Raw genomic sequence first — 21,680 nt, forward strand, 5'->3', positions numbered from 1 at the left:
ATACATGAAACCTGGAAAAGAACTATTGTTCCTGGCCCTTGGCGGGTCGGGCGAAATCGGCATGAATGCCAACCTCTATGGCTGTGACGGCAAATGGGTCATGGTCGATCTGGGCATGACCTTCTCGGACCCGGCTTATCCTGGCGTCGAATTGGTGTTCCCCGATCTAGAATTCATCGAGGAACGCGCCGACGATCTGCTCGGTATCGTGCTGACCCATGGCCATGAAGATCATATCGGGGCGCTGCCTTATCTGGCGGCGGACCTCGGCGTTCCACTGTTCGCCACGCCGTTCACCGCTGATCTGATCCGCCGCAAGCTCGAAGAGCAGGGTCTGGTCAAGGATGTCGAGCTCAACGTCATCGAAAACGAGGGCAGTCTTCAGCTCGGCCCGTTCGGGTTCCGTTATCTGCCGCTCGCACACTCGATTGCCGAGGGCAATGCGCTGCTGATCGACACGCCTTATGGCCGGGTCTTTCACACCGGCGACTGGAAGCTCGACGACGAGCCGATCGTCGGTGTGCCCTCGACACCTGCGACGCTGAGCGCGCTGGGTGATGAGGGTATCCTCGCAATGGTCTGCGATTCGACCAACGTGTTCAACCCGGAAAGCTCGGGCTCTGAAGGTGCGGTACGGGATGAACTGATCAAGGCGGTCAAGCCGCTCAAGGGTCGTGCGCTGATCACAACCTTCGCCTCCAACGTTGCGCGGTTACATACGCTGGGCGAGGTTGCCAAGGCGACCAACCGCGCGTTCTGCGTTGCGGGTCGCTCGCTCGACCGGATTATCCAGGTCGCCAAGGCTAACGGCTATCTCAAGGATCTACCCGAACTGGTCGATTTCGATACCGCGATGGGCCTTCCGCGCCGCGAGGTGCTGGTGGTCGCCACCGGCGGCCAGGGCGAGCCGCGCGCCGCACTGGCGCGGGTTGCCGATGGCAATCACCAGATCAAGCTGGAAGCAGGCGATACCGTTTTGTTCTCGTCCAAGGTCATTCCCGGCAACGAGATCGCGATTGGCCGAATCCAGAACAAGCTGGCGGGCGATGGCGTCATGATGGTGACCGATCGTCAGGCCGATATCCACGTCTCAGGTCACCCCGGGCGTCCCGAGCTCGCCGAGATGTACAAATGGATCAGGCCCAAGATCCTCGTCCCGGTGCATGGCGAAATGCGGCATATGACCGAGCAGGCCCGGTTCGGGATCGAGCAGGGCATTCCTTCGGTGGTCGTGCAGAAGAACGGCGATCTGGTCCGACTGGCGCCGGGCAAGCCCGGCGTGATCGGCAGCGAACGCAGCGGACGGCTGGTGCTCGATGGCGATGTCATCCTGCCCGCCGATGGCATGACCATGGCCGAGCGGCGCAAGCTTGCGGTCAACGGTCAGGTCAGCGTCGCGGTGGCGCTCGATGCGCGCGGCGCTCTGATCGGCGACCCAGTGGTGCGCTGCCTGGGCCTTCCGGTCGAGGACGATCTCGATGCCTTCATCGCCGAAACGGTCGAGGACGTCCGGCAGGCGATCGAAAAGCCGGGCAAAAGCAAGCCTCGCGGCAGACAGGGCCGGTCCGAAGGCAAGCCGTCGACGAAGGCGGCAGGTAAGGGCGATGACGTGCAGGAGGGCATCCGCCTGGCTGTGCGCCGTTCGGCCACGCGCTGGACCGGCAAAAAGCCCGTGGTCACCGTCTTGATGATCGCCGGGTGACGACCCATTTGAACCAAAACGATCAGGGTGAAACTACATGAGCTGGACGAGTATCGCCGCCATCTATCTGCTGTTCTGGGTGATCACCGCGTTTGTGGTGATGCCCTTTGGTGTGCGGACGGCGGACGAACTGGGGATCGAGAAGGTGCGCGGTCAGGCGGACAGCGCGCCAGCCAATTTCAAGCCCATGCGGGTTATCCTGATCACCACGGCGCTATCGGCAGTCGTGTTCGGGCTTTTCTACGCAAATTATCTCAACGGATGGATCGGTCCTTCTGACGTCAACATCTTTGGCAAGCCGCCGGGTCTCGATTGATGCTTCGACCCATGCGATGGGTCGTTCACGATTAGTGTGGGACTTTTCTGGCGATTGATGGTACACAACTGCCATCGCGTGAAATTTGATCCAAGCCTACACGCGACTGAGAGACACGCGGCTTGATTGCTCCACGCTCTTGCTTGCACAGCAAATTGAGCCGACGCATGCCCGATATCAACCAGCTTTTAGAACTTCATCAGTTGGCGCATCAGCGTGCGCTGCATGCTGCCACCGCAGATGAGCGCGCCTGCCAGCGCCTGCTCGCGCAAGGCTATGCGCAGCGTCTTGATGAGGTCACTTATCCCCAGCCGGGCAGTTTCCTGCTCGACTGAACCATTTGGGAGTGTCGTTTTCCTCAACGAGATCGATGCCCCCATATCTTCACATGCAATGGCCGGGACCGGGCGCTGCATATGTCGCAATCGTTCTTCCGGTCCTGAATACGTCCTGGTATTTTCGCAGATTGCTGCAGCCCGGATGCTCTACTCTTAAGGAAATGACTATGCCTATTGGCACCGTAAAGTTTTTCAACGCCGACAAGGGCTATGGTTTCATTCAGCCCGACGATGGCGGCAACGACGCGTTCGTTCACATCAGCGCCGTTGAAGCATCGGGCATGCGTACGCTCGATCGCGACCAGCGCGTGAACTTTGAGCTGGAACAGGATCGCCGCGGCAAGATGGCGGCTGTCCGTCTCTCGGCTGCTGCCTGAATTCGGGTGCAAGGGTGCGGGGTGGCGGATTGCGCCGCTCCGCAGCCTCTTTGCCTTCGGAACGACCTAAAAGTTTACGCGGGTTCGACACCTGTTGCCTCATGGGTCGCCCGCTATCAAAACGGGCAGCTCCGGGGTTGGTGCTGCCTTCATGGGCCTACCAACTGACTGGTAATCGCCATTCATGCTTTGCTTGAGATGGTTTGATCTAGCGCGCTAATCGTCTAAGCGCAGCGCCATGTCCGAGACGAATCCCGATATCCTGCCTGCAGGTCTTGCCGATCTGCTCCCTCCGCGCGCCGAGCAGGCAGCGCGTCTCACCCGCAACGCCATGGATGTGTTCGCGGGACATGGCTATGACCGCGTCTCGCCGCCCCTAGTCGAATATGAGCGCTCGCTGGCATCACGGATGCAGGGGACCGGGCGGCAGCATCTGTTCCGGATGGTCGATCCGACCTCGATGCGTACGCTGGCGATCCGGTCGGACATCACCGTGCAAGTGGGGCGGGTCGCAACCACGTTGATGGCGTCGGCACCGCGACCGCTCCGGTTGAGCTATGCCGGCCAGGTCCTGCGGATCGCATCGGACCAGCTCGCCCCCGAGCGCGAGCGGCTGCAGATCGGCGCCGAGCTGATCGGGCATGATAATATCGCTGCAGCACAAGAAGTGGTGCGGATCGCGATCGAGGCGCTGTCGCAGGCAGGCGTATCCGGCATAACCGTCGATCTGACGTTGCCCGATTTGGTCGATACGCTTGCTGGAACCGCGTTTCCGCTTGTACCCACTGAGATTTCTTCCGTGCGCCGCGAACTCGATATGAAGGACGCAGGGGGCCTGACGGCGCTTGGCGCCGATGCCTATCTGCCGCTGTTGTATGCGATGGGGCCGTTCGAGGTCGCTATCACCGCGCTGGCTGCGATTGACGCGGGTGGGGTGCTAGCCAGCCGGATTTCGGCGCTGCGGCAGATTGTCGCGGGCTTGCCCGATGACGTGACCGTGACTTTGGACCCCACCGAGCGGCATGGCTTTGAATACCAGAGCTGGTTCGGCTTTTCGCTGTATGCGGAGGGTTGTGCCGGCGTGTTGGGACGTGGCGGCACCTATGCCATCCCCGATGGCAAGGGCGGCGAGGAGGTCGCCACCGGTTTCTCGCTCTATCCCGATGGCTTGCTCGATATGGAATTGAACGGCGGTGATGGATCAGCCGGCAAGCTGTTTCTGCCACTGGGCCATGACCGCGCCGTTGCAGCACGTTTGCGCGCGATTGGCTGGCGGACGCTTGCTGCACTGACCGACAGCGATGATGCGGTGGCACTGGGATGCACACACCGGCTCGATGGCAATGAAACCATCCAGCTTTAGGAACAAGCCCTCATCAAAAGCCTGAGAGGAACTCCGAAACCGCGATGGTGTGGGCATTGTCCTGTGCGCCAAGCTCGCGGTTTATCGTCATATGACTTTCACCCGCGATCGATTGAACGCGTGCGGTCGCGCCTTCCGCTGTTAACGCTGCGGCCAGCGCGTTGGACTGGTCGGCGGCGTCGCGACGGCTGGCAACATGCAAAATCAGCCATCGCTCCACATTCGGTGCCGCGACATGCGTGATCGGAGATAGCCGTGCCTGGCGCGCAGGGTCGGTGCCAAAGGCCGGAGTGTAAAGGCTCTTTGCGAGCAAGGGTTGGGCGCGCATTTGCCGTGCCACGTCGTACCCCGCACCATCGAGCAGGATGACCCCGGCAATTTTGCGCATATTGCCGCCAAGATACGCAGGATCGGTCGCGATCAACGCCGCCAGATGTGCGCCAGCACTGTGACCCATCACGACGATTCTTGCCGGATCGATATCGACCGATGCCGATTCGGCGAGCAGTTCGCGCAGTGCTGCGGCAACATCAGCGGCCTGCTGCTCGACCGGAGCCTCGGGCAGCAGACGGTAGCCCACCGACGCAAAGGCCCAGTCCTTGCCCATCAAGAAATCGGGTTTCCGCTGGACCATGCTTCGGTCGCCATTGCGCCAGCCACCGCCATGAACGTAGACCAGCAACGGAAAGCCGCCTGCTGGCTTCGCACCTTTTGGCACGTAAAGATCGATGGCCTGTCTGGGGGCGCTGCCATAGGAAATCGTGCGCGCCCGCGGATCGCTTGATTGCGCTGGAGCAGGGACCTGGCGGTTGGCGATGCCTTCGACAAACTGCGCCTTGCAGCGTTCCGACAACGTATCTCTGCGCTCGCGCAGGCACGACCGGATTTCCGATCGGTTGAGCCCGCACATTCGCACCACTTCACGGCGGCATTCACGGTCGAGCAGGCGCTCGCGTCCGCCGCCCTGCTGCGCCAGAACCGGCGCGAACAGCCCCATCGCTACGATCAGTCCCATGATTGTCCCGCGCATCATCGGTTCCCGCAATTCCTGAGTGGTCGCGCAAAGAATGCCCGACAGGCCGAAGGCGCGTCCATTCCCGAGGTGCACTAAATTGTATCACGATTTGCCCTAACACACTGGACGCAGCCGCCCGCCATCACTAGGACGAGCGCGTTTTGCGCGCCGTTGATCGGCGCGTCCATCTTTCAAAAAGGTTGATGTCGTGGCCAATGTTACGGTGATCGGCGCCCAATGGGGCGATGAAGGCAAGGGCAAGATTGTCGACTGGTTGGCCGAGCGTGCCGATGCCGTGATCCGCTTTCAGGGTGGTCACAATGCCGGGCATACGCTCGTCATCGGCGAGAAGGTGTTCAAGCTCTCGCTGCTGCCGTCGGGAATTGTGCGCGGGACTTTCAGTGTCATCGGCAACGGCGTCGTGCTCGATCCCTGGGCGTTGCGCGACGAAGTCGCCAAGCTTCGCGGGCAGGGGGTCGAGATCACCCCCGACAATCTGGCCGTCGCAGACAACTGCCCGTTGATCCTGCCGTTCCATCGCGACCTTGATGCCTTGCGCGAGGATGCCAGCGGCCAGGGCAAGATCGGCACCACCCGTCGCGGCATCGGCCCGGCGTATGAGGACAAGGTCGGCAGGCGCGCGATCCGTGTGTGCGATCTGGCGCATCTCGATGCGCTCGATCCGCAGCTCGACCGGCTGTGCGCGCACCATGACGCTTTGCGCGCAGGCTTTGGTGAACCTCCCGTCGATCGTGCAGAGCTGCTGGCACAGCTGGCCGAGATCGCTCCGTTCGTGCTCGAGTTCGCGCAGCCGGTCTGGAAGCGCCTCGGCGAAATCCGCCGCGCAGGGGCGCGGATGCTGTTCGAAGGCGCACAGGGCGTGCTGCTCGATGTCGATCACGGCACTTACCCCTTCGTCACCTCGTCGAACACCGTCACCGGGACCGCATCGGGAGGCAGCGGCCTTGGCCCCCAGGCCACCGGCTTCGTGCTGGGGATTGTCAAGGCCTACACCACCCGCGTCGGATCGGGGCCATTCCCGACCGAACTGCAGGACGAGGTCGGCCAGCGGCTGGGCGAGCGCGGGCATGAATTCGGTACCGTAACGGGGCGTCAGCGCCGGTGCGGATGGTTCGATGCCACGCTGGTCCGGCAGAGCTGCGCGGTCGCAGGCGTGACCGGCATCGCACTGACCAAGCTCGACGTGCTCGATGGCTTTGCCAAGCTCAAGATCTGCACCGGCTACCGGCTCAACGGCAGGGTGCTCGACTATTTTCCCGCGCACGCCGGCGATCAGGCTGCGGTCCAGCCGATTTACGAGGAGATGGACGGCTGGCACGAATCGACCGCTGGAGCGCGCAGCTGGGTTGACCTACCCGCGCAGGCGATCAAATATATAAAGCGTGTCGAAGAGTTGATCCAGTGCCCGGTGGCCCTGGTTTCGACTTCGCCCGAACGCGATGATACGATCCTGGTACGCGATCCCTTTGCGGACTGAGGGATGACATGAAGGGGGGATTTCATGTCGGAAAACGGGCGTACGCCCTTTAACGATGACGCACTCCCGACATCGGGAGCCCTCAATGTTGCGGTCGATACGCCATCGACCAGAAGGCTGGTTGAGGCTGCAGGCTGGGCGCCTGATCTGATCGCATCGGCGGGCAGCGCCGCGGCTGCGTCGGCCCAGATTTATGCGTTTGACTGGCAATGGGTCGTTCCGGGTCCGGAGGCACTTGCCGATATCCCGTCCGATGCGGGCCTGATGTGTCTGGTCAGCCTGGAGACGATCGACCTGGCCGATGTGCTGCTGGAGGGCCGCACTGCGGCGTGCATTTTTGGCGAAGATCGTTTGCTGATTGCCATCGCTTTGTCCGACCTTGCTGGCATCCTTCGCGGGGGAAGCGCCTTCGACAGCAACCGGGCCGAACGGGCCCGGCTTCAGGCATTGGCGCTTGAACTCGCGAGGCTCGCCGAGCAGCTGGGCGCGATCACCACGGGCAATGACGACACACCCGACGCGCTGGCCGAACGCAATATGGCCTATCGCGCCGAGGCCCCTGCGGACCATGGCACGGCCATCCCGCCCGATCCGCAACGCATCCGGCATCTGATCAGCCTGCGCCGTTTGCGCGACCGGTTTTTCCCGTCGGATCTGTTCGCCGATCCGGCCTGGGATATCCTGCTCGATCTGGCGGCATCGCGGCTCGAGCATCGATCAGTATCGGTATCCAGCCTGTGCATCGCCGCTGCCGTGCCGCCGACCACCGCGCTGCGCTGGATCCGGATGATGACCGAACAGCAACTGCTCGAGCGCCGCGCCGATCCACTCGATGCGCGGCGGATGTTCGTCGACCTTTCGAATCCTGCATTCGATCAACTGTGCGGCTGGTTTGCACTGATCGATGCACGCGGCGGTTTGGGTGGATAGTCCCGGCCTAGCGTCGATTTGGCGGGATGGCTTGTTACTCGCGACGGTTGCGCCTAATTTGGCCGAATGACCAGCCAGTTCACCGAACTGAACGACCGCGCACGCGACGTTTTCCGTATCGTTGTTGAAAGTTATCTCGATACCGGGATGCCCGTCGGCTCGCGCACGATTTCGAAGTCTTCCATCGTCAACCTGTCGCCTGCCTCGATCCGCAACGTCATGCAGGACCTGGAGGAGCTCGGCCTGCTCGCCGCGCCGCACACCAGCGCAGGGCGGATGCCGACAGAGCAGGGGTTGAGGCTGTTTGTCGATGGCATGATGCAGGTAGCCGAGCCATCGTTCGAGGAACGCGCGGCGATCGAGAAGCAGCTTGATAATGCAGGTCCGATCGAGGCCGCGCTGGCGGCGACGACACAGGCGCTATCGGGGTTATCGGCGTGCGCAGGCATCGTCATGGTGCCGCGGCGCGAACCGGTGCTGCGACAGATGAGTTTTGTGCGGCTCTCCGATACGCAGGTGTTGGCGGTGCTGGTCGGCAATGATGGCAGCATCGAGAACCGCGTGCTCGAGATGAGCAGACGGGTGACCGATAGCATGCTGGTTCAGGCGGGCAACTTCATCACCGCACGATTGTCCGGGCGCAGCCTGTCGCAAGCGCTGCAGGCGTTGGAAGCGGAGATCAACAACGAACGCGATGCCCTGGATCAGGCAAGTTCTGACCTTGTCCGGCGCGGATTGGCGTTGTGGTCGCGCGACGGGCTCGACCGGCCGGTGCTGATCGTGCGCGGCCAGGCCAATCTGCTCGATAACGACGCGGTGGCGGATCTGGAACGGGTGCGCCGGCTACTGGACGAGCTTGAAGCGATGCAGGACATTGCCCATCTTCTCGACAGCGCACGGGAGGCAGCCTCGGCTCGAATCTTCATCGGCGCTGAAAACAAATTGTTTTCGCTTTCCGGATCATCCGTGATAGCGGCGCCATATCGCGACGGCGAGGGGCGCGTCGTCGGCGTGGTCGGGGTTATCGGCCCCACCCGCCTTAATTACGCGCGTATCGTCCCCATGGTGGACTTTACCGCGCAAAGCCTAACCAGATTGATGAAATGAGCAGGACAGACGTGAATCAGGACGAAACAGTGAAGCAGGATGATTCCACCCCTAACGCCGATGACCACCGGTCGCTCGATCAGGAAGCCGCCGCAGAACTGGAAGGCGTGCCCGAGAGCCTGAAGGACCAGGGCGATGATCATTCGGCACTCGAAGAGCGAATCGCGGCGCTGGAAACCCAGCTTGCTGAAGCCAAGCAGGACGTGTTGTACGCGCGCGCCGACACCCAGAATGTTCGTCGCCGCCTTGAAAAGGATGCGCAGGACGCCCGCGCTTATGCCGCCACCGGCTTTGCCCGCGACATTCTGTCGGTGTCCGATAATCTCGCCCGCGCGCTGCAGCTGATCCCCGAGGACCTGCGCGAGGACGAGAAGTGGAAGGGGCTGGTCGTCGGGCTCGAGGCCACCGGTCGCGAACTCGACAACGTGTTTTCGAAGCACAGCATCACGCGCATCGCCGCGATGGGAATGCCGCTGGACCCGAACCAGCACCAGGCGATGATCGAGATCCCCAATGGCGATGCCGAGCCCGGTACCGTGGTCCAGGAACTCCAGGCAGGCTATATGATCAAGGACCGCCTGCTGCGCCCTGCGCTTGTCGCGGTTGCCAAGAAGCCCGATTGAATCGGCCGGTTCAGACCGGAAACGGCAGGATCTGCCGATAGGTAGTGAGCGGTGGTGCCCCTGGCACCCCGCCGCCCTGCTTCAGCAGAAACGCGTGGCGGACAAGTTCCGCCTGCTGTTCCAGGCCGTATTTGGCGAAGGACTGGCCCGGCTTGATCGCGTAGTCATAGCGGCAGAACGGGTGACGCTTCAGCGGCAGGAAGATGCCCTGCTGATACTGCCAGACATGCACCATTTCATGGATGAACAACCCCTGGCGGCTCAATCCCGCGCAGCTGAAATCATCGCAATAGGCGCTGCCGCCGGGATGAAAATGGATATGCCCCATCGGCGCCATGACTGTCTTGCGCGGCTGGAAGAATATCCATTTTTTCAGGCGGATCCGGACCTTGTCATACGCGATGCTCTCCCCGAAAACCGACCGGGCAAGAGCAACCTCCGCAGCTACCAGCGGCCTGTCGATAGGCTCGCGGCGCATTAATGATTCATGCCGCCTGCGGGGTCGCCGCCGTTTGTACCGGCGGGTGCGATCGCCCGGATCGCGGCGGTAGCCGCGATCTTCTCGCCGTTGGAAAAGGTGAACACGAACTCCGCATTGCCGCGATTGCGGGCACCTTCATCGATGCCCCACACCATAACGTGCTTTCCGCCGGGTTCGAATTCGACCTTGCCGCGGGTCGGGATGGCTGCAGCCCGCAACGGCCGCATCATCGACATGCCGTTCTCCTCGACCGTCTCATGCATTTCCAGGCGCAGGATCGAGGCTGAGCTCACCGAGCGCAGTTCCGTGTCGGCGGGACCGCCGCGAACGGTGAAGTACAGTGCCGACGGGCTGTCCTTGACAGGCGAGAGCTGGATATAGGCCTTCTCCACCAGCAGCTGCGCTGGCGGCTGACATCCGGCGAGCAGAGCCAGCGCCAGACCTGCAACGATCATAGAAAGCATGCGAAACATATCGTTGCGGTCCTCTTATCCAATTGTGTCGTCATCGGGCAGCCGGTCTCGCTGCCCTATACTGACGCGATGTAGATACTGCCACGCCTTGTGCCAAGCGAAAGCAACCCTATATCCGCCGACGGGGACGGAATCGCCGGATGCTTGGGGGCATGCTGGCGGTACGTAATCTTTCATCTGCATATCGAAAGTCACGTGGGAAAAGCACTATGGCAAAAGTAATTGGTATCGACCTTGGCACCACCAACAGCTGCGTGTCCGTCATGGACGGCGACAAGCCCAAGGTAATTGAAAATTCCGAAGGTGCGCGCACGACGCCGTCGATCGTCGCGTTCACCAAGGATGGTGAGCGGCTGGTCGGCCAGCCGGCAAAGCGTCAGGCTGTTACCAACCCTGAAAACACCGTGTTTGCGGTCAAGCGCCTGATCGGCCGTCGTTTCGACGATCCGCTGACCAAGAAGGACATGGAACTCGTTCCTTACACCATCACCAAGGGCTCCAACGGCGATGCCTGGGTGAGCGCAGGCGGCAAGGATTATTCGCCTTCGGAGATCAGCGCATTCACGCTGCAGAAGATGAAGGAAACCGCCGAGAGCTATCTGGGCGAGACCGTCACGCAGGCCGTCATCACGGTTCCGGCGTACTTCAACGACGCGCAGCGTCAGGCAACCAAGGATGCAGGCCGCATCGCGGGCCTTGAGGTGCTACGCATCATCAACGAGCCGACCGCAGCGGCGCTGGCTTATGGTTTGGACAAGAACGACGGCAAGACCATCGCGGTTTATGACCTTGGCGGCGGCACTTTCGACATTTCCGTGCTGGAAATCGGCGATGGCGTGTTCGAGGTGAAGGCGACCAACGGCGATACCTTCCTGGGCGGTGAGGATTTCGACTCGAAGCTCGTCGAGTTCCTCGCGGAAGATTTCAAGAAGTCTGAAGGCATCGACCTGACAAAGGACAAGCTGGCTTTGCAGCGCCTGAAGGAAGCTTCGGAAAAGGCCAAGATCGAGCTGTCGTCGGCCCAGACCACCGAGGTCAACCTGCCGTTCATCACCGCCGACCAGAACGGCCCCAAACATCTGGTCAAGATGATCAGCCGCTCGGATCTCGAAAAGCTGGTCGCCGATCTAATCAAGCGCACGCTCGATCCATGCAAGAAGGCGCTCGAAGATGCGGGCCTCAAGGCATCCGACATTGACGACGTCGTGCTCGTCGGCGGCATGACCCGCATGCCGCGTGTGCGCGAAGTGGTGAAGGAATTCTTCGGCAAGGAGCCGCACACCGGCGTCAACCCCGATGAAGTCGTCGCCATGGGCGCCGCGATCCAGGCAGGCGTGCTGCAGGGCGACGTCAAGGACGTGCTGCTGCTCGACGTCACCCCGCTGTCGCTGGGCATCGAGACGCTGGGCGGCGTGTTCACCCGCATGATCGACCGCAACACGACGATCCCGACCAAGAAGTCGCAGACCTATTCGACCGCTGACGACAACCAGCAGGCCGTGACGATCCGCGTGTTCCAGGGCGAGCGTGAAATGGCGGCGGACAACAAGCTGCTGGGCCAGTTCGACCTGGTCGGTATTCCGCCTGCGCCGCGTGGCGTGCCGCAGATTGAGGTCACCTTCGACATAGACGCCAACGGCATCGTGAACGTTTCGGCCAAGGACAAGGGCACCGGCAAGGAGCAGGTGATCCGCATCCAGGCATCGGGAGGTCTGTCCGACGCCGATATCGACCAGATGGTCAAGGATGCCGAGCGCTTCGCCGAGGAAGACAAGAAGCGCCGTGAGGCCGCCGAGGCCAAGAACAACGCCGAAAGCCTGCTGCACAGCACCGAAAAGCAGCTCGAAGAGCATGGCGACAAGGTGGACGCTTCGGTCAAGGGCGAGATCGAAACCGCGCTTGCTGAGCTCAAGACCGCGATCGAGGGCAACGAGCCAGAGGCGATGAAGACCAAGACCGAGGCCCTGGCGCAGGCGGCGATGAAGCTGGGCCAGGCGATCTACGAGAAGGAGCAGGCAGCCGCTGCCGCTCCGGCGGCCGATGCGGCCCAGGCCGAAGACAATGTCGTCGACGCCGAGTTCTCGGAAGTTGACGGCGACGCGAAAACCTAATTGCCGGATTGATGACCGACAGTCCGGCCGGGCGGGATGATCGTACAGGGGGGCTAAAACCACTCTGGCGGTCGTCCCGCCCGGTCGCTGCATGAAGAATCGCGACCGATGACTATGGCCACTACCACTGATTATTATGAACTGCTCTGCGTCTCGCGCACCGCAGACGATGCCACACTCAAATCCGCCTATCGCAAGCTGGCGATGCAATGGCACCCTGATCGCAATCCCGGCGATGCGCACGCTGAGGCGCATTTCAAGGCGATCAGCCAGGCATATGACTGCCTGAAGGACCCACAGAAGCGCGCCGCATACGATCGTTTCGGGCATGAAGCCTATGAAAACGGCATGTCGGGCGGCGGCGGGCGTGGCGGTGCGGAGGGGTTTTCCGACCTTGGCGATATTTTCGACACCATCTTTGGCGGCGGTTTCGGCGGCGCGGGAGGAAGGCGCGGCCCGGCACGCGGCGCTGATCTGCGCTATGATATGGAGATCTCGCTGGAGGAGGCCTATCATGGCAAATCCAGCGAAATATCGATCGATGTCGCTGCAACTTGCGACACCTGCGACGGCAAGGGTGCCGAACCGGGCACCAAGGTGCGGACCTGCAACCTGTGCGGCGGCAGCGGCAAGATGCGCGCGCAACAGGGCTTTTTCGTGGTCGAGCGGACCTGCCCCAATTGCCATGGCTCAGGCCAGGTTATCGAGAACCCATGCCGCACCTGCCGGGGCGAGGGCCGGGTCGACAAGCAGCAGACGCTATCGGTCGATATCCCGCCCGGCGTCGACAACGGCACCCGGATCCGCCTGACCGGCAAGGGCGAGGCTGGGCCCAAGGGTTCGCCCCCGGGCGATCTGTACATTTTCATCCATGTCTCGCGCCACCGCATCTTTGAGCGCGACGGCACGACGCTGGTGACCCGTGCGCCGATCAGCATCACGACAGCAGCGCTGGGTGGCGAGATCGAAATTCCAGGGCTCGATGGCAAGCGCCACCGGATCAACATTCCCGCAGGAATTCAGTCGGGCAAGCAACTGCGCCAGCGTGGTGCGGGCATGCCCGTTCTACAGGGCAGGGGCACCGGCGATATGGTGATCCAGATCGACGTTGAAACGCCGACGCGGCTGACCGCAAGGCAAAAGGAACTGCTGCGCGAGTTCCAGGACACCGAAACCGGTCAGGAAAGTCCGGAGAGCACCGGCTTCTTCGCCCGCCTCAAGGAAATGTGGGACGGTATCGGCGAGTAAGCACCTGAATTTTTGGGCTGACCCTGCTATTCGGGTGGGGTCAGCGCGGGCACGTTCTTCGCTGCATCCTCGGGCGTTATCCCCGGCGGCGGCGCAGCGGCGATTGTCTCCTCGCGCTGCATCACTCGCCCTGCGCGCTTGATCGCCGCGCGCACCCGCGGATGGGTTCCGCACCGGCACAGGTTGCGGATGGCAGCATCGATCTCGGCATCGCTGGGGTCGCTGTTCTTGCGAAGCAGCACACTCGCCGCGATGATCATGCCTGGGGTGCAAAACCCGCATTGCACTGCCTGTTCCGCCACGAACGCCTGTTGCACCGGGTGGCTGCGATCGCGGCTCAGCGCCTCGATTGTGGTGACATAGCGCCCTTCGACTTCGGCGATGCTGACGAGGCACGATCGGATTGCCTCGCCATCGACCACCACCATGCATGCGCCGCAATCGCCATTGCCGCACCCATATTTCGTGCCAGTCAGGTTGGATGCATCGCGCAACGCCCACAGCAGCGGTGTTGCCGGATCGAGCCGGTACTGTACCGGGCGGTCGTTGACGGTGAACTTGGTCATAAGGTTAGCGCATAACCGGGCGGGATGGCCCTGTCATCCATCCCGCCACGGTGTGCGGTTCAATCGCGCCAGCTGGGATCGATCTTGTCGACCTTGCGCACCATCGCGGCAAAATCGGGAACGCCTGCGCCCATCGGCAGCTGCACCTGGCTCAAATCACGCTGGTGCACGTTGATCACGTCCTGTGAAACGAGGATAGGCTTGCCCATCGACATCGTGGCGAGCTGGATCTCGCACGCGCGCTGCAGCGCCCAATAAGTGATGAACGCCTCGGGTAGGGTCCGCCCCATGACCACGGGCCCATGGTTCTTCAGCATCAAAATGCGCTTGCCGGTAACGGCTTCAACAAGGCGATCGCCCTCTTCCGAGCGGACGGTGACACCTTCGAAATCGTGATAGGCGATGTTGCCGATAAAGTTGCAGGCATAGAAATTGGTCGGCTGCAGCCCGCCTTCGACCGAGCACACCGCCATCGTCGCTGTGGTGTGGGTGTGGATGATGCAGTGCATGTCGGGCAGCCGCTTGTGGAACACGCTGTGCTGGGTGAAGCCGGCCTTGTTGACAGGGTAGGGCGATCCGTCGAGCTTTTCGCCTTCCGAGTTGATCTTGACCAGGTTGGATGCACACACTTCACTGAAGTGCAGTCCATAAGGGTTGATCAGGAAGGCGTCTTCCTCGCCCGGGACCTTCAACGTGATGTGGTTGTAGATCATTTCGGACCAGCCCATCATGTCGAACACACGGTAGCATGATGCGAGCAGTTTGCGGGCTTCGTGCTCTTCGGTCGACATCTGGTTGGCGGGTTTCAATGCGGTGGCCATCGCGCTCTCCTGTGCTTATCGTTGGTAGCTCTATGCAACTTGTATCGCATAACAGGCATCGGCGATGCAATCAGGCAGGCAATAATTCGAGCTTATGCTGCCGAACAGCCCCGATGCCGTGATGCAATATACCGGGGGGCTCGGCTGAAAAACCGCGAAATGCCTTGAAAAGCCCGCGATGCACTGGTAACGGCCTGCTCGTGACCGACAGCCCGGTGGCTGGCGTGCCCTTGTTTATTGGCCTTTTAGCGATGGCTTCAGTGTCCGTTATCCGCGCCCCATGGCGTGGCGCGAGCGGATGATCTGGCCGCAATAGAATATGGAGCTGACGTAAGTTTATGCAGATTCTCGTACGCGATAACAATGTTGACCAGGCGCTGCGGGCGCTCAAGAAGAAGCTGCAGCGCGAAGGTGTGTATCGCGAGATGAAGCTGCGTCGGCATTACGAGAAGCCCTCGGAAAAGCGTGCCCGTGAAAAGGCTGCTGCCGTGCGTCGCGCGCGCAAGCTCGAGCGCAAGCGCATGGAACGTGACGGCGGCAAGTAAGCCCGTTACTGAATCACGACATTGGCGGATCGGGTAAACCGATTCGCCTGAATTGCTCTCGATCGGTTTTGCCAGTCTTCAAGGCGAATAAACCGGCGAGGGTTCGTGGTAAGATAACTGGAGGCTGCCATGTCCGTTACCCGCGTTCCCATTCCACCGCTTGAAAAAGGCTCGCTCACCAAATTGTGGGTGGGTGTTGCTGTCGCCGTGCTCATCGCCGGTGGGACTGCGTGGGCAGGCTTGCAGGGTGTGCCGCAGTCATCTGCTGGCTTCCTGGCCAGCAACGCGGACGAACCGGGCGTGGTCACGACCGAAAGCGGCTTGCAGATCAAGGAAATCACCAAGGGTACCGGTCCTTCGCCGACCGATGCCGATGTAACCTTGATCAACTACGAAGGCACGCTGATCGACGGCAAAGCCTTCGATGCCAACCAGCGCGTTCCGATGCCGGTGGCAGGCTCCATTCCCGGTTTTTCTGAAGCGTTGAAGCGGATGCAGCGTGGTGGCAAGTACCGCCTCTGGATCCCGGCCGAGCTGGGCTATGGCGCAGAGGAAAAGACGAACCCCCAGACGGGCGAGGTCGTCATTCCGGCAAACAGCCTGCTGGTCTTCGATGTCGAACTCGTCGAATTCATTCCCGAGGTCCAGTTGCGCGCGATGCAGCAGCAGCTCCAGGGCGAGGGAGGCCCCGGTGGTCCTGGTGGACCGCCTCCAGGCGTTCCGGGAATGCCCGGCAACTGATCCCAACAAAAAGGGCCGGTGGTTTCACCGGCCCTTTTTTTGTGCGTGCAGCCGAGCCGCGCAAGCGAATAACTGGCCCGGATCCGTTCAGCACCCTTCAGGCGTGACGACCTCGAAGCCGGCAACCAGATCACGAAAGCTCTGGGGGATCGGGGCCGGTCTGCGGCTCTCCATATGGATGTGGACATAGCTGACCGTGATCACGCACAGCAGCTCTTCATCGCGGAAAATAGCGCATTCGGTGGTCATGCTGCTGGTGCCGAAGCGGATCAGCCGCACCGCCAGATCGATCATGTCGTCAGCAAGCGCGCTGGCGCGAAAATCAACTGAGGCATGGCGAACCATCATGTCATGGTCGGGCCCGAACAGGTTGAAGCCGCCCGTGTCGGGAAGGGCGCTGGCAATCCGCAACGCGCGGAAATATTCGGTTACGCCGACATCAGCGAACATCAGATAGTTCGCATTGAAGACGATATTTTGCATATCGACCTCATGATAATGCACGCGCTTGGGTGCGATGCTGCGAAACATGGCGCGGTTTGGCGCGTCGGTCATTCAATCGATCCCCTGTCATCACTGTGTCGTCCAGCGGACTGGCGCAAAAAAAGGGGGGCGTAAAGCCCCCCATATCCCTGTTTTCAACCGCTTGCGTTTCTATCGCTGCAAGGGCTGTGACCAAGCCCGGTCAACTGTGAAACGGATCAGAACTTGAAGCGGACCGAACCACCGTAAGTGCGCGGTTGGTTGGGATAGCCCGACACGCTGCCCGACTGGGCGACCGAATCGAACACCGTGGTGATGTACTGCGCATCGAGCAGGTTACGGGCCCACAGGCTGACCGCCAGGCCGTTGGTCAGCTCCAGTGTGGTCGAAGCGTTGACTAGATTAACTTCGCGGGTGAACTCGCGTGCGCCAGCCTGCTGGTTGCCAGGACCAAAGGCGTTGAGGCCTTCGATGATCTGCACGCGGCTTTCATAGGCATAATCACCGCGCACCGACCAGGTCATGCCGTTGGCGAACTCGTGGGTGTAGCTACCGCCCATCGAAGCCGACAGCGCTGGAATGCCAGCAGGCGTGGTGCCACTAAGATCGCCGAACGCCGAGTTGACGAAGCTGTCATAGGTCGGATCGAGATAGGTCATCGCCACGAAGATGTTCACGCCGGGAGCCGGCTGAACCGTGCCGTCGAACTCGATACCGAAGGTCGACTGTTCGCCCGCATTGGCCAAAGCAAAGCCGGTGCCGGTGAAGATGTTGCTCTGGAAGCCCTTGATCGACTGCTTGAAGACGGCAAGGTTGAATGCGACCAGCGGCCACTGTGCCTTCAGACCGGCTTCATAGACTTCAGAGTTTTCAGGCCCGGCAAAGCGCGAACCGGTGGTGAGGTTGGGCAGCGCCAAACCTGCATCGCGGATCGGTGAGGCCGCAGGGTTGTTCACCGGCGAGCCGGGGATGAAGACAGCCGCCGAAGGACGCGAATCACGGCCCAGGTTGAACGAGCTCGCCTTGAAGCCTGTCGCATAGGTCGCGTAGATGTTGACGTTGTCGGTGATCTCGTAATTCGCGCGGATGGTGTAGGCGAAATCGTCGTCGTTGGTCCGGCCATCTTCCACAGCGTTGGGGAAGTTGAGGAACGGCGGCAGGAACTGCAGCGACTGCAGACCAATCAACGGATTGACCGCCGGGTTTAGATTGTTGGCCTGCGCGAAGGCTGCAGAGCCAGCCTGGATCTGACCGAAGAGAGCTGGCTGTGCAGCCGCGAACGCTCCGATCTGGGCAGCGTTGGCGAGGCCAGGAAGACCAAGTGCCTGTCCGACAGTCGTTGCGATACCCTGCTGGGTGATCAGCGTGTTGCCGATCGCGACGAAATCAAGCGCCGAGAACGGATCGGTGCTCACCGCATTCGAGCTGACCCGCTTCTTGTCCTTGGTATAGTTGAAACCAAAGGTCAGCGTCAGCCGATCGAGCGGCTTGAAATCGATCTGGCCGAAGGCCGAATAGCTGTTGTTCTTGTAGTCATAAGAATCAAACAGGCCCTGGCCCTGCTGGAAGAAAGTACCCTGCGGAACGCCGAGCTGCGCTTCGACGGCGGGTGCACTGAACGCACCGCCCGATGCTGCGCCAATCAACGCGTTGGCATAGGTGCGGAAATCACCACCGAATGCCAAGCCGTTGTCGACGTTGATCTTCTCGTTGAAATAATAGCCGCCGAGCAAGAAGTTCAGCGGGCCATCGAAATCCGAAGCAATGCGGACTTCCTGCGTGAACGTCTTGATCGCGGTGTCGGCTGAGTTCTGGCCGATCAGGTCAGCGCTGGTGAAATCTGAATCCTGGTCGGTGAACGAACGCACTTCACGATAGGCGGTGATGCCGGTCAGCGAAACCGCGCCAAGGCTGTAATCGGCCTGGAGCGATCCGCCGTAGTTCTCGATCTTGTTGATCGAGGGGAAGTTGTTGCGCACTTCATACGAGAAGGGCGATTGCGGTTCGATCGGACGCGGGTCGCCGCTGGCGAGCTGGAGAGCGCCGAAGATGCCGGGAACCGAACGGATGTTGGCGGCGATGCAACAATTTTCGTCGATCTTGTCATAGTCGCCGATGATCCGCACGCTGAGGTCGGAATTGGGCTCCCACAGCAGCTGGCCGCGAACGCCCCAGCGATCGCGATCATTGAAATCGATCCCGAGGTTGAGATCGCGCGCATAACCATCGCGCTTGTTGATGTTTCCGGCAATGCTGAACGCCAGCGTGTCGCTGATCGGGCCAGTGATGTCGGCCTTCAGGATGCGAGCGTTGAAGTTGCCGTAGGTTGCCTCGACCGATCCACCGAACTGGAACTGCGGACGCTCGGTAATGATCGAGATGATGCCGGCCGACGCGTTCTTGCCGAACAGGGTCGATTGTGGACCGCGCAGAACTTCGACGCGCTGGATGTTGGGCAGATCGCCGATCTGGGCGGCCGAGCGCGAACGATACACGCCATCAATGAACACGCCGACCGAAGGCTCGATGCCCGGGTTGTTGGCGCCGTTGCCGAAGCCGCGGATGATGAAGTTGGTGTTGGCCGAGCTCTGCAGCTGTGACACGCGAAGCGAAGGAACCAGCGTCTGGAGGTCGATCAGGTCGCGGACCTGAGCATTTTCGATGTCTTCGCCGCTGGTGACCGACACCGCGATGGGAATTTCCTGCAACGTGGTTTCACGCTTCGAGGCGGTGACGATGATGACGTTGCTGTCGGTAAAGCCGGCATCCTGATCAGCTTCTTGCGCGATCGCTACGCCAGGAATGGCAAGAGTGCCGATCGCGGCACCCGAAAGCAGAATCGATTTCAGGCGGGTTTCGGTGAATTTCATGGGTGGGCTCTCCCCTAAAGGTGACTGACAAAACGGCCCAATTGGTTCGGGCTCCGTTCGGCTTTGGACAGTCCCTTATGGCTGGTGTGCTCCGGTCACAATGAAAAACCATAGGAAAAGAACGCGATTCCGCCGTTCGCGTGATAAAAATGCAACGAAAAGCACCTAAACTGTGGTGCCAATTGCAAACATCACAATTGTGCGCCGCAGCATTCCGTTAACGTCAATTTGGGGGAGGTGCTTTTTGACATTCAGCCAATCGGTGCGCATGCAGATTGCAACCACGCCAAGGCCTCTCCTTGCAGCTGCGGCCCAACGACCTCCAGAACTTTGGTGTGATAGCGATCGAGCCAATCACGTTCATGGGCGCTGAGCAGGGCTACTTCGATGACGTTGCGGTCGATGGGAGCAAAGGTCAGCGTTTCGAAGCCAAGCATCGGCTGTTCGGCACCGGGCAGATCAAGCTCCTCGACCAAGACGAGATTCTCGATCCGGATGCCAAATTCTCCATCCTTATAATAGCCAGGCTCGTTCGAGCAGATCATGCCGGGGCGCAGAGGTTCGCCTTGCCCGCCAAAGGCTGCGATCCGCTGTGGGCCTTCATGCACAGAGAGGAAGCTGCCGACACCGTGTCCAGTGCCGTGTGCGTAATCGACACCATCGGCCCACAGATATTGCCGTGCCAAAACATCGAGCTGACCTCCGGTGGTCCCATGCGGAAATCGGATGGTGGCGAGCGCGATATGTCCCTTGAGCACCTGCGTGAACCGTCGCTTCATTTCGGCCGTCGGCGTGCCGATGGCGATGGTTCGGGTGATGTCGGTGGTGCCATCGAGATACTGGCCGCCCGAATCCACCAGATACAGGCTGTCCATCACGATCGGAAGATTGGTTTCTTCGCTCACCCGGTAATGGCAGATCGCGCCATTGGATGATGCCCCCGAAATGGTGTCGAACGATGTATCGACCAGCAACCCGGTCGCCTCGCGGAAGGTAAGCAGCTTTGCGGCAGCCGAGAGTTCGGTCTCGCCGCCCGCCGGGGCCGCGATCGACAGCCAGTGAAGAAACTGGCTCACCGCTGCGCCATCGCGCGCCTGCGCAGCGCGCTGACCGGATATCTCTGTGGCGTTCTTTGTCGCGCGCGGCAGCACGCTGGGGTCCCGCCGGGCGATGATCCTGGCGCCAGCGCTGTCCAGCCGGGAGAAGATCGCGGCAACCGCGCGTTCGGGATCGACCGCGACCGTCTTGCCGGCCAGCCCGTCTAGTCCGGCCTCGAATGTATCGTAGTCGTGCAGCGCCACCTGATTGCCCAGATGTTCGCGCAGGGGGTCGCTGACCTTCTCGGGCGCGACATACAGATCGGCGGTGCCATCTCGGTGAATGACGGCATACGACAGCGTAACGGGTGTATGGGTGATGTCGCTTCCGCGCACGTTGAACACCCAGGCCACCGAGTCCAGTGCGGTGATGACAGCGGCATCCATTCCGTGCTCGCTCAACCAACGGGCAATATCCGCACGCTTTTCTGCAGATTCCCGGCCTGCATATTCGATCGGGTGCGGGTTCATGCTCGCGACCGGACGGCTGGGCTGGTCGTGCCAGACAGCATCGATCGGGTTAGTGGTGACCGCAACCAGTTCGGCACCTGATCTGGTGAGCCGCGCGCTCGCCTGTTCCACCCAATCACGGGTGTGCAGCCAGGCGTCATAGCCAATGCGCGCGCCTTCGGGTGCGTTTTGGCCCAGCCATTCGGCGACACTCTGCTTAGCGGTACCGACATATTCATATAGACGGCCATCGACCTGATCGCGCACCTGAATGGTATAGCGGCCATCGGTAAAGATCGCGGCACGATCGGCCAGCACGACAGCCGTGCCAGCAGATCCACCAAAGCCGGTCATCCATTCGAGCCGTTGCGCATAGCCGCCGATATACTCGCTCATGTGCTCGTCGCAGATAGGGACGACAAAGCCGTGCAATCCCTGGCGCTTGAGTTCTTCGCGCAGGTCGGCGAGGCGGGCTTCGTGGGTGGACATCAGCATAAGGCGACAGCAACTCCTTGCAAAAGCGGT

Annotated in this window: 21 protein-coding genes; 13 read left to right on the forward strand and 8 right to left on the reverse strand. The window is 61.2% G+C overall.

Going from position 1 to position 21,680, the window contains the following annotated elements; genetic code table 11:
• Nucleotides 1-4 precede the first annotated feature (4 nt).
• The 5 genes from IEW00_RS11415 (at nucleotide 5) to IEW00_RS11435 (ending at nucleotide 4,096) form a co-directional block, all read left to right on the forward strand.
• Nucleotides 5-1,702 carry a ribonuclease J gene (locus IEW00_RS11415; RefSeq protein WP_188514484.1) on the forward strand — a complete coding sequence of 566 codons (1,698 nt, stop codon included), beginning with the start codon at nucleotides 5-7 and terminating at the stop codon, nucleotides 1,700-1,702.
• A 37-nt stretch (nucleotides 1,703-1,739) separates the two neighbouring features.
• Nucleotides 1,740-2,018 (forward strand): DUF1467 family protein, encoded by a 279-nt coding sequence (locus IEW00_RS11420; RefSeq protein ID WP_188514485.1) that lies wholly within the window; start codon nucleotides 1,740-1,742, stop codon nucleotides 2,016-2,018.
• A gap of 167 nt (nucleotides 2,019-2,185) precedes the next feature.
• Nucleotides 2,186-2,353, forward strand: coding sequence for a hypothetical protein (locus tag IEW00_RS11425; RefSeq protein ID WP_188514486.1), 168 nt, complete (start codon nucleotides 2,186-2,188; stop codon nucleotides 2,351-2,353).
• 170 nt (nucleotides 2,354-2,523) lie between these two features.
• Nucleotides 2,524-2,733, forward strand: a complete 210-nt coding sequence (locus tag IEW00_RS11430) for a cold-shock protein (RefSeq protein WP_017671033.1) — start codon at nucleotides 2,524-2,526, stop codon at nucleotides 2,731-2,733.
• A gap of 238 nt (nucleotides 2,734-2,971) precedes the next feature.
• On the forward strand, nucleotides 2,972-4,096 hold the full coding sequence (locus IEW00_RS11435; protein WP_188514487.1) for an ATP phosphoribosyltransferase regulatory subunit: 1,125 nt from the start codon (nucleotides 2,972-2,974) through the stop codon (nucleotides 4,094-4,096).
• 13 nt (nucleotides 4,097-4,109) lie between these two features.
• On the opposite strand, the gene IEW00_RS11440 is transcribed toward IEW00_RS11435, so the two are convergent.
• Nucleotides 4,110-5,129, reverse strand: coding sequence for an alpha/beta hydrolase (locus IEW00_RS11440; protein ID WP_229736989.1), 1,020 nt, complete (start codon nucleotides 5,127-5,129; stop codon nucleotides 4,110-4,112).
• A gap of 190 nt (nucleotides 5,130-5,319) precedes the next feature.
• Here IEW00_RS11440 and IEW00_RS11445 point away from each other — a divergent pair, with 190 nt between their 5' ends.
• The 4 genes from IEW00_RS11445 (at nucleotide 5,320) to grpE (ending at nucleotide 9,269) form a co-directional block, all read left to right on the forward strand.
• The gene (locus IEW00_RS11445) at nucleotides 5,320-6,609 is read left to right on the forward strand and encodes an adenylosuccinate synthase (RefSeq protein WP_188514489.1); all 1,290 of its coding nucleotides are present in this window, start codon (nucleotides 5,320-5,322) and stop codon (nucleotides 6,607-6,609) included.
• A 24-nt stretch (nucleotides 6,610-6,633) separates the two neighbouring features.
• On the forward strand, nucleotides 6,634-7,539 hold the full coding sequence (locus IEW00_RS11450) for a MarR family winged helix-turn-helix transcriptional regulator (protein WP_188514490.1): 906 nt from the start codon (nucleotides 6,634-6,636) through the stop codon (nucleotides 7,537-7,539).
• A gap of 66 nt (nucleotides 7,540-7,605) precedes the next feature.
• A complete protein-coding gene (gene hrcA / locus IEW00_RS11455; RefSeq protein WP_188514491.1) occupies nucleotides 7,606-8,646 on the forward strand; it encodes a heat-inducible transcriptional repressor HrcA in 1,041 nt (346 codons plus the stop codon).
• On the forward strand, nucleotides 8,643-9,269 hold the full coding sequence (grpE, locus tag IEW00_RS11460) for a nucleotide exchange factor GrpE (protein ID WP_188514492.1): 627 nt from the start codon (nucleotides 8,643-8,645) through the stop codon (nucleotides 9,267-9,269). Before hrcA ends, grpE begins: the two co-directional genes overlap by 4 nt.
• Before the next feature lie 10 nt (nucleotides 9,270-9,279).
• Here grpE and IEW00_RS11465 read toward each other — a convergent pair whose 3' ends face one another.
• Nucleotides 9,280-9,747, reverse strand: a complete 468-nt coding sequence (locus tag IEW00_RS11465) for a vgr related protein (protein ID WP_188514493.1) — start codon at nucleotides 9,745-9,747, stop codon at nucleotides 9,280-9,282.
• The gene (locus IEW00_RS11470) at nucleotides 9,747-10,223 is read right to left on the reverse strand and encodes a copper chaperone PCu(A)C (protein ID WP_188514494.1); all 477 of its coding nucleotides are present in this window, start codon (nucleotides 10,221-10,223) and stop codon (nucleotides 9,747-9,749) included. Before IEW00_RS11470 ends, IEW00_RS11465 begins: the two co-directional genes overlap by 1 nt.
• A 209-nt stretch (nucleotides 10,224-10,432) precedes the next feature.
• On the opposite strand from IEW00_RS11470, the gene dnaK reads away from it, so the two are divergent.
• Together dnaK and dnaJ are read left to right on the forward strand one after the other, a co-directional pair.
• Nucleotides 10,433-12,334, forward strand: coding sequence for a molecular chaperone DnaK (gene dnaK / locus IEW00_RS11475; protein WP_188514495.1), 1,902 nt, complete (start codon nucleotides 10,433-10,435; stop codon nucleotides 12,332-12,334).
• A gap of 114 nt (nucleotides 12,335-12,448) precedes the next feature.
• Nucleotides 12,449-13,582, forward strand: a complete 1,134-nt coding sequence (gene dnaJ / locus IEW00_RS11480; RefSeq protein ID WP_188514622.1) for a molecular chaperone DnaJ — start codon at nucleotides 12,449-12,451, stop codon at nucleotides 13,580-13,582.
• Nucleotides 13,583-13,608: 26 nt separating this feature from the next.
• Here the strand turns inward: dnaJ and IEW00_RS11485 are convergent, their stop codons facing one another.
• Together IEW00_RS11485 and IEW00_RS11490 are read right to left on the reverse strand one after the other, a co-directional pair.
• Nucleotides 13,609-14,148 carry a (2Fe-2S)-binding protein gene (locus IEW00_RS11485; RefSeq protein ID WP_188514496.1) on the reverse strand — a complete coding sequence of 180 codons (540 nt, stop codon included), beginning with the start codon at nucleotides 14,146-14,148 and terminating at the stop codon, nucleotides 13,609-13,611.
• A gap of 59 nt (nucleotides 14,149-14,207) precedes the next feature.
• Nucleotides 14,208-14,969, reverse strand: coding sequence for a class II aldolase/adducin family protein (locus IEW00_RS11490; RefSeq protein WP_188514497.1), 762 nt, complete (start codon nucleotides 14,967-14,969; stop codon nucleotides 14,208-14,210).
• A gap of 338 nt (nucleotides 14,970-15,307) precedes the next feature.
• Here IEW00_RS11490 and rpsU point away from each other — a divergent pair, with 338 nt between their 5' ends.
• Nucleotides 15,308-15,514, forward strand: coding sequence for a 30S ribosomal protein S21 (gene rpsU, locus IEW00_RS11495; protein WP_033924846.1), 207 nt, complete (start codon nucleotides 15,308-15,310; stop codon nucleotides 15,512-15,514).
• Between the two features lie 129 nt (nucleotides 15,515-15,643).
• Nucleotides 15,644-16,255, forward strand: a complete 612-nt coding sequence (locus IEW00_RS11500) for an FKBP-type peptidyl-prolyl cis-trans isomerase (protein ID WP_188514498.1) — start codon at nucleotides 15,644-15,646, stop codon at nucleotides 16,253-16,255.
• Between the two features lie 87 nt (nucleotides 16,256-16,342).
• Here the strand turns inward: IEW00_RS11500 and IEW00_RS11505 are convergent, their stop codons facing one another.
• From IEW00_RS11505 to IEW00_RS11515, 3 genes are all read right to left on the reverse strand, one after another.
• On the reverse strand, nucleotides 16,343-16,810 hold the full coding sequence (locus IEW00_RS11505; RefSeq protein WP_188514499.1) for an acyl-CoA thioesterase: 468 nt from the start codon (nucleotides 16,808-16,810) through the stop codon (nucleotides 16,343-16,345).
• Nucleotides 16,811-16,956: 146 nt separating this feature from the next.
• Nucleotides 16,957-19,608 (reverse strand): TonB-dependent receptor, encoded by a 2,652-nt coding sequence (locus IEW00_RS11510; RefSeq protein WP_188514500.1) that lies wholly within the window; start codon nucleotides 19,606-19,608, stop codon nucleotides 16,957-16,959.
• 251 nt (nucleotides 19,609-19,859) lie between these two features.
• The gene (locus IEW00_RS11515; protein WP_188514501.1) at nucleotides 19,860-21,644 is read right to left on the reverse strand and encodes an aminopeptidase P family protein; all 1,785 of its coding nucleotides are present in this window, start codon (nucleotides 21,642-21,644) and stop codon (nucleotides 19,860-19,862) included.
• Nucleotides 21,645-21,680 lie beyond the last annotated feature (36 nt).

The organism is Blastomonas aquatica, from assembly GCF_014639875.1.
GTDB lineage: Bacteria > Pseudomonadota > Alphaproteobacteria > Sphingomonadales > Sphingomonadaceae > Blastomonas > Blastomonas aquatica.

What these genes read in the sequence shown, in the direction of transcription:
- IEW00_RS11515 (WP_188514501.1), bottom strand. Translation starts at nt 21,644, where the DNA reads ATGTCCACCCACGAAGCCCGCCTCGCCGACCTGCGCGAAGAACTCAAG.
- hrcA (WP_188514491.1), top strand. Translation starts at nt 7,606, where the DNA reads ATGACCAGCCAGTTCACCGAACTGAACGACCGCGCACGCGACGTTTTC.
- IEW00_RS11450 (WP_188514490.1), top strand. Translation starts at nt 6,634, where the DNA reads ATGTCGGAAAACGGGCGTACGCCCTTTAACGATGACGCACTCCCGACA.
- IEW00_RS11505 (WP_188514499.1), bottom strand. Translation starts at nt 16,810, where the DNA reads ATGACCGACGCGCCAAACCGCGCCATGTTTCGCAGCATCGCACCCAAG.
- IEW00_RS11425 (WP_188514486.1), top strand. Translation starts at nt 2,186, where the DNA reads ATGCCCGATATCAACCAGCTTTTAGAACTTCATCAGTTGGCGCATCAG.
- IEW00_RS11430 (WP_017671033.1), top strand. Translation starts at nt 2,524, where the DNA reads ATGCCTATTGGCACCGTAAAGTTTTTCAACGCCGACAAGGGCTATGGT.
- dnaK (WP_188514495.1), top strand. Translation starts at nt 10,433, where the DNA reads ATGGCAAAAGTAATTGGTATCGACCTTGGCACCACCAACAGCTGCGTG.
- IEW00_RS11485 (WP_188514496.1), bottom strand. Translation starts at nt 14,148, where the DNA reads ATGACCAAGTTCACCGTCAACGACCGCCCGGTACAGTACCGGCTCGAT.
- grpE (WP_188514492.1), top strand. Translation starts at nt 8,643, where the DNA reads ATGAGCAGGACAGACGTGAATCAGGACGAAACAGTGAAGCAGGATGAT.
- dnaJ (WP_188514622.1), top strand. Translation starts at nt 12,449, where the DNA reads ATGGCCACTACCACTGATTATTATGAACTGCTCTGCGTCTCGCGCACC.
- IEW00_RS11490 (WP_188514497.1), bottom strand. Translation starts at nt 14,969, where the DNA reads ATGGCCACCGCATTGAAACCCGCCAACCAGATGTCGACCGAAGAGCAC.
- IEW00_RS11500 (WP_188514498.1), top strand. Translation starts at nt 15,644, where the DNA reads ATGTCCGTTACCCGCGTTCCCATTCCACCGCTTGAAAAAGGCTCGCTC.
- IEW00_RS11465 (WP_188514493.1), bottom strand. Translation starts at nt 9,747, where the DNA reads ATGCGCCGCGAGCCTATCGACAGGCCGCTGGTAGCTGCGGAGGTTGCT.
- IEW00_RS11510 (WP_188514500.1), bottom strand. Translation starts at nt 19,608, where the DNA reads ATGAAATTCACCGAAACCCGCCTGAAATCGATTCTGCTTTCGGGTGCC.
- IEW00_RS11420 (WP_188514485.1), top strand. Translation starts at nt 1,740, where the DNA reads ATGAGCTGGACGAGTATCGCCGCCATCTATCTGCTGTTCTGGGTGATC.
- rpsU (WP_033924846.1), top strand. Translation starts at nt 15,308, where the DNA reads ATGCAGATTCTCGTACGCGATAACAATGTTGACCAGGCGCTGCGGGCG.
- IEW00_RS11415 (WP_188514484.1), top strand. Translation starts at nt 5, where the DNA reads ATGAAACCTGGAAAAGAACTATTGTTCCTGGCCCTTGGCGGGTCGGGC.
- IEW00_RS11470 (WP_188514494.1), bottom strand. Translation starts at nt 10,223, where the DNA reads ATGTTTCGCATGCTTTCTATGATCGTTGCAGGTCTGGCGCTGGCTCTG.
- IEW00_RS11440 (WP_229736989.1), bottom strand. Translation starts at nt 5,129, where the DNA reads ATGATGCGCGGGACAATCATGGGACTGATCGTAGCGATGGGGCTGTTC.
- IEW00_RS11435 (WP_188514487.1), top strand. Translation starts at nt 2,972, where the DNA reads ATGTCCGAGACGAATCCCGATATCCTGCCTGCAGGTCTTGCCGATCTG.